The sequence below is a fragment of the Zavarzinella formosa DSM 19928 genome, assembly GCF_000255705.1.
Classification (GTDB): domain Bacteria; phylum Planctomycetota; class Planctomycetia; order Gemmatales; family Gemmataceae; genus Zavarzinella; species Zavarzinella formosa.
In genome coordinates, this window is the sequence record NZ_JH636440.1 from 262,132 (window position 1) to 268,490 (window position 6,359).

The window sequence follows — 6,359 nt, forward strand, 5'->3', positions numbered from 1 at the left end:
ACGCCGTGATTCATCTGGCTGGTTTTGTCGATGGGCAAGAGCCGGTGAATCGGCCGAAAAGAAGGCCCGGCGGCCCTGACGGAGGTGCAGGCGCTGGAACGCCGCATCGACGAGGCCTCGGAGTCGTTCAAAAAACTGCTGATGGCCCTATCGGGCGCCAGACCAAAGCCTCCTGCCCGGTGACCATCCCGGCCCTCCTCGTGGGCCTCTGGGTGTTGCAACAATCGGTCGCTTGGCTGCCACGCGACGGCCCTGACAGTCCCAACGCCCTGCTGAAAAAGCACTTCCCTTGTTCGCCAAGCATTCCAAAGAACTAACTTGAGGCGTAGAAACCAATGCTTGCCAAGGGGGGAGTTGGAGGGGAGCCTTCGGGACTTTAACCTCTCGTCAGTGATCAAGGCGATTGGGTATAACCCAAACCTTTCGCGCATATTACGCCAAAAAGAACAAATTACGCCAAGAGACAATGCAAAAGGCGTTCAGTCACCGCAAAGAGATTGATCGCTTTTTTGTTAATATTGGCCGACGTTATTTCTTGTTCGCTCACGGCGAAACATGGCGTTGATTGGTGAAAACAAGGTTGTTTAAAAGAGATGAGGGCACGAGAGTTGGTCTGATCGGGACTCGCAACCGATCAGCTCTCGTGCCCTGTTTGGAGGGAGTAAGATTGGTTTTTTTGACCAACCTTGTGATCCGGGACTCGCATCCGAATCACGCCAGTATTAGGAAGCAACAGGTGTGCCATGTCAAACAAAATCTTTTGCCGCAATGTCCGGCTCTCAAAAAAGCCGTGGTTTTCCGAGCCTGCAATCAAAAATGAGGACATGGCTGAAGGGCATGTGTGCCGCCATCGACCTGTTCTGCCATGCCATGTTGCGAAACGCGACATGAGCCTGTGCGATTTCGCGGCATGTCGCTCATGTTGGTCGGCATTCTTCATCCGGCTCGGTTGCTGAATAAGTCTGTTGGCCGTAATTTGGCCATATGGATATTGATCTCAAGGTCCGATTGGGCCGACTGGACTTTCGCAACCCGGTGTTGGTCGCTTCCGGCACGTTTGGATACGCCCGGGAAATGGCCGATCTGGTAGATTTTCAGCAATTGGGAGGCATCGTTCCCAAGACTGTAACCTCCGCTTCCCGCCCCGGTAATCTGCCTCCCAGAACGGTCGAAACCCCAAGCGGTCTGCTGAACGCCATCGGCCTCGACAACGACGGCATCGATCACTTCCTCGAACACCATCTTCCCTATCTCACGAGTCTGCCGACGGCCATCATCGGCAATGTGGCCGGCAAGACAGAGGACGACTTTGTCGAACTCGCTCAGAAGATGGGACAAGCAAAAGGCATGGCAGGCGTTGAATTAAATCTTTCCTGCCCGAATGTCAGCGGCGGGACCGACTTCGCCACCGACCCCGCGATCACCAAACGAATCGTTGACCGCTGCCGGGCGGTATGCCCGCATCCGCTGATTGCCAAGTTGACGCCGAACATTGCCAACATCGTCCCCATCGCCAAGGCGGCGGCCGATGGCGGGGCCGATGCCGTGTCGCTGGCGAACACCTTCCTCGGCATGGCCGTCGACTGGCGGCGGCAAAAGCCCGTCTTGGGGAACATCACCGGCGGCCTGAGCGGCCCGGCCATCAAGCCGCTGGTGTTGCGGATCGTCTGGCAGGTTGCCAAGGCGAACATCCTGCCGATCATCGCGGTCGGCGGCATCGCCACCCTGGACGACGTGATGGAGTTCCTCGTCACCGGGGCCTCGGCCATCCAGATCGGCACCGCCAACTTCTACGACCCGACCGCCAGCGTTCGCATCGTCGACGGGCTGCCGGCGGCCGTTGCCAGCCTCGGGGCCGGTTCCGTGCGGGAGATCGTGGGCACCCTGAAGAGGCAAGCCTGATGGCCCGAGAGCTGGATACGGCTTGGAAGGAAGCCCTCGACATTTTCCTGTCGCGGTTTCTGGAGTATTTTTGCCCGGAGGTCCACGCCCTGATCGACTGGTCCGTCCCGCCCGAGAACTTGGAGACGGAACTTCAGAAGATCATCCGTGAAGCGGAAAAAGGCAGGAAGGTCGCCGACCGGCTCTACCGTGTCAAACGCCGGGACATGCCGGGCGACCTGTGGTTGTACATCCACATTGAGGTGCAAAACCAACCGGACAATTCCCTCCCCGAGCGAATGCTGACATACCACTACCGGATAAGGGATCTCCACGGCCAATCCCCGGTGGCCATCGCCATCCTCGGGGACTCCTCGCCGGACTGGCGGCCAACCGGCTACCGATGGCAAATGGCCACCACCCGACTGTTCTACGACTTCCAGACAGTGAAACTCTGGGACTGGCGGGACCGTCTCGCGGAACTGGAGGCGATGGACAACCCCATCGGCTTGGTGGTTCTCGCTCATTTGCAATGCCTGCTCACCGACAAGCACGACGACGAACGCTATGATTGGAAATGGCGGCTTATCCGGCTGCTGTATGATAAGGGTTACGAGCGTGAGGAATGCCGGCAACTCGTCAACCTGATCGACTGGCTCTTGGAATTGCCGGAAGAGTTGGAGAGACGGCTCGAAACCAATATTGCAGTTTTGGAAAAGGAGAGAACAGTGCCATTGATCTCCCGATATGAACGCAATGCCATGGAAAGGGGAATGCAAGCGGGCTTGCAGCAAGGCTTGCAACAGGGCTTGCAGGAAGGACGGCAGGAATCCCTGCGATTGGTTTCTATGCTTCTGACAAAGACGTTCGGGGAAGCCGGAAAGCAATTCACCGAGAATGAATTGGCCAATGCCGACGCCTCCGTCTTGGAAAAAGTGACCTCCGCCGTGCTGGACGGAGCCACCCTTGACGAACTCCGGGCCATCGTTGCCGTTCCGTCTTGAGAGATGGTTGGATTTTCCCGCCCCGCTCGTTTCTTTGTTTCCATCAACCAAAGGTAGTTTTATCGTGAAGTTTCTGCTTCCCCTGGTCATCACCGCCATCATCGCCCCGTTCGGGCTGACCGACGAAAAGCTGAAGGGCATCGCCTGCCGGTCGGTTCACCTCGGCTACCCGGCCCCGGCGGGGACGGAGTTTTATAACGAAGTCACCGTCGACAAGTCGGCCGAGGGGACGTACTTCATGGTCTGCGGCTGGTCGAAGGGATACTTCGGCATCCAAGAACAGGGCAAGGAAAAAAAAGTCGTCATCTTCTCCGTGTGGGACCCGACGGCCGGGAACGACCCCGCCACGGTGAAGGACGAAGACCGGGTGAAGATGCTCCACAAGGATGACGCCGTCCGGGTGAAGCGATTCGGCGGCGAGGGGACCGGCGGGCAATCCTTCTACGACTACGACTGGAAGGTGGGCGAAACCTACAAGTTCCTCGTCCGGGCGACCAAGGAGAGCGACACCCGCACGGCCTACGCGGGCTACTTCTTCAACCCGGAGAAGAAGGAGTGGATTCACCTCGTCACGTTTTCGACCATCACGAAGGGAGCCCTCCTTCAGGGTTATTACTCTTTTGTGGAAGACTTCAAGCGAAACAAAATCTCGACGACGCACGAACGGATGGCCCGGTTTAACAACGGCTGGATCAAGGATAAAGACGGCAAATGGGTGTCGCTGGCCAAGGCCAAATTCACGGCCGACGCCAACCCGGTGTTGAACATCAACGCCGGGGTGAAGGACAATGTCTTCTTCCTCGGCACCGGCGGCGACTTGGAAAACAAGGACACGCCGCTCGGCAAGACGATGGAGCGCCCGGCCGGCAAGGAACCGCCGGCGATGCCGAAGTAAGGGCCGATTCATGGCACGCGTCGCGGGGTGTGATCCGGGGACGAGCAGCCTGGATATGCTGGTCCTCGACGACGGCCAAGTCGCGGAACAAATTCGCTTTTCGCCCGCCGAACTCCGGGCCAGCCCCTCGGCCCCCGTCGATTGGTTGCGGGAACGCGGCCCGTTCGACCTGATCGCGGGGCCATCCGGCTACGGCGTCCCGTTGGTCCGGAACGCCGATCTCACCGACGACCATCTCAACCAAATGACACTGGTGCGGCCGGATGAACGGGGCACGTCGCAAGGCGTCCTTGGGTTCTCGGCGATGTTGCGGGCCTTCCGCGATTCCGCGTTGCCGGTCGTCTTTCTCCCCGGCGTCATCCACCTTCCCACGGTGCCGGATCATCGCAAGTTCAACCGCATCGATCTGGGAACCGCCGACAAACTCGCCGTCGCCTCGCTGGCCATCCGGCAAATCGGTGGCAGCGGCCGTTTTCTGCTGCTGGAACTCGGTTCGGCCTTCACCGCCCTGATCGTGGTGCATGACGGCCAGATCATCCACGGCATCGGCGGCAGCGCCGGACCCATCGGCGGTCAAAGCGGCGGAGCCTGGGACGGCGAGGCCGCCTACTGGCTCTCTCCGCTGCGCAAACAAGACCTCTTCACCGGTGGCGTGCGGGACACCAATTCCACCATCGCGGAGGATGAATCCCTTCGCCAATCGCTGATGGGGCTTTATGCCGTGACCCCGTTCGAGACGGTTGTGGTTTCCGGCAAACGGGCCGACGACCCGGCGATGCTTCCACGCCTGCGAAAACTCTTCCCGGAGTTTCCCGCGATCATCCCGCTCCCCTCTCTGCCGGGCGCGTGGGTAAAAACCGCTGCCCAGGGCGCCGCGATCATCGCCGAGGGACTGGCGACCGATTCCCCGCTGATGGAACGTCTTCAACTTCGCCACGCCACCGGCAGTGTGCTGGACTGGCTTCGATATCGCCCAACTTGAAACTTGAAACTTGTAACTTGAAACTCCTGCTTAAAACTGAAAATACACAAACGGCTTCGACGTTTCCGGCGCCAGCATTTGGGCCAGGATAAACGCTACAGAACAGGCCGTGCCGATGATGACCGGGGGCATTCGGCCGACGGCCCGTTTCCACAAACCCCACGCCGTCGCCATATGGGCGATCACCAACAGGCCCACCGTCACCCAGAGCCGCAACGGCTCAAGCGGCAGGGCGCTTCCCGCCACCGGGACAAACATCTTGCGAAGCACCAGCATCGCCCGGCTGAGCGAGTCTTGAAAGAACACCCACGAAATCAACACGCAAAAGAGCGTCAGCCCCATGCGGACGAAATACCCGGCCGATGTGCGCAACAAGGCGTCCAGCCGGGGCTTGTCCGATATCCAATCGCGGAAGACCCGGTGGACGATCAGGAAGATTCCGTGCAACAATCCCCAGATGATGAACGAGAAACAGGCCCCGTGCCACAGCCCGCCGAGCGTCATGGTGATGAGCAAATTGCGGGCGGTTTGCCAGCGAGTGCCGCGACTGCCGCCGAGCGGGATGAACAGATAATCGCGCAGCCACGAGGACAGCGAGATATGCCAGCGGCGCCAGAACTCGGAGACATTCGCCGACAGATACGGCATGCGAAAATTGACCGTGAGCTTGTACCCGAGCAGGTGGGCCGAGCCTAGGGCCATGTCCGAATAGCCGGAGAAGTCGCAGTAAATGCGGATGGCAAACGCGATCACCCCGAGCCAGACCGACCCGCTGCTTAGCGCGTCGATGTTCTGTTTCGGGTCGAAAACCGGGTCGCTGTAAATGGCCATGCAATCGGCGATGGCCAGCTTCTTGAACAGCCCCAGCACGATGAGTTGCAGCCCGACAAACGCCCGCGGCCAACTCCACCGTTTCGGCCGTTTCACTTGCGTCAAAAAGTCTTTCGCCCGCACGATCGGCCCGGCGACCAAGTGGGGGAAGAACAAAATAAACAGCAAAAAATTCGGCAGGTTCCGCTCGGCCCGGACCCGGCCGGCGTACACGTCGATGGTGTAGCTGATGGCCTCGAACGTGTAAAACGAGATGCCGAAGGGAACGAGCATTTCCAGATGCGGGATGGACGTGGTGACGCCGACGGCCGCCAGCCCTTCCCGCAGAGAATCGAGGAAGAACCCCCGGTATTTGAAGTAACACAGCACCCCGAGATTGACGGCCAGACTCACCCCCACCAACGCCCGCCCGCGCCGCCGAGAACCGGCCCGCTCGATGCCGAGGGCCAGCAGATAATCAATGGTGGCCGTGCCAAAGACGAGGAGGGCCAGCCACTTGTTCCAGGTGGCGTAGAAGTAGATGCTGGCGCCGAGCAACCAGTACACCCGCCCCCCCTTCCACGGACTGAACCAATAAACGGCCCAGACAATCAGGAAGAATATCAGATACGCCTGCGTGTGAAACAGCATCGCCGTCGCCCATGACCTCCCGGAAACCGGCGATTGTGCGGCAAATGCGAAACTTGGTCAAGGGCAAGCGGGGAACCCGGCGGGGGCGATCAGGGCCATTCCGTTATTCAACGTGGGGGATGCCGATAAGCTCCCG

Annotated in this window: 5 protein-coding genes; 4 read left to right on the top strand and 1 reads right to left on the bottom strand. The window is 59.6% G+C overall.

All coding sequences use genetic code 11. The features are described 5' to 3' along the window. Positions 1–984: 984 nt before the first annotated feature. The 4 genes from BGIM_RS0111810 to BGIM_RS0111825 all read left to right on the top strand — a co-directional run bounded on the left by BGIM_RS0111810 (position 985) and on the right by BGIM_RS0111825 (position 4,762). Positions 985–1,902, top strand: a complete 918-nt coding sequence (locus BGIM_RS0111810; RefSeq protein ID WP_020469983.1) for a dihydroorotate dehydrogenase — start codon at positions 985–987, stop codon at positions 1,900–1,902. Beyond that, positions 1,902–2,885: an RpnC/YadD family protein gene (locus BGIM_RS49995; protein ID WP_020469984.1), complete on the top strand. Its 984-nt coding sequence runs from the start codon at positions 1,902–1,904 to the stop codon at positions 2,883–2,885. The genes BGIM_RS0111810 and BGIM_RS49995 overlap by 1 nt, the downstream gene beginning before the upstream one ends. Before the next feature lie 64 nt (positions 2,886–2,949). Continuing rightward, on the top strand, positions 2,950–3,780 hold the full coding sequence (locus BGIM_RS0111820; RefSeq protein WP_238537609.1) for a DUF3472 domain-containing protein: 831 nt from the start codon (positions 2,950–2,952) through the stop codon (positions 3,778–3,780). Between the two features lie 10 nt (positions 3,781–3,790). Next, positions 3,791–4,762 (top strand): DUF1464 family protein, encoded by a 972-nt coding sequence (locus BGIM_RS0111825; protein ID WP_029629965.1) that lies wholly within the window; start codon positions 3,791–3,793, stop codon positions 4,760–4,762. A 30-nt stretch (positions 4,763–4,792) separates the two neighbouring features. Here the strand turns inward: BGIM_RS0111825 and BGIM_RS0111830 are convergent, their stop codons facing one another. After that, complete coding sequence (locus BGIM_RS0111830) at positions 4,793–6,223, bottom strand: MBOAT family O-acyltransferase (RefSeq protein WP_020469987.1); 1,431 nt, start codon at positions 6,221–6,223, stop codon at positions 4,793–4,795. Between the last annotated feature and the right edge of the window lie 136 nt (positions 6,224–6,359).

Excerpts from the sequence above, each read along its gene's own strand:
- BGIM_RS0111830 (WP_020469987.1), bottom strand. The coding sequence starts at position 6,223 with ATGCTGTTTCACACGCAGGCGTATCTGATATTCTTCCTGATTGTCTGG.
- BGIM_RS49995 (WP_020469984.1), top strand. The coding sequence starts at position 1,902 with ATGGCCCGAGAGCTGGATACGGCTTGGAAGGAAGCCCTCGACATTTTC.
- BGIM_RS0111810 (WP_020469983.1), top strand. The coding sequence starts at position 985 with ATGGATATTGATCTCAAGGTCCGATTGGGCCGACTGGACTTTCGCAAC.
- BGIM_RS0111825 (WP_029629965.1), top strand. The coding sequence starts at position 3,791 with ATGGCACGCGTCGCGGGGTGTGATCCGGGGACGAGCAGCCTGGATATG.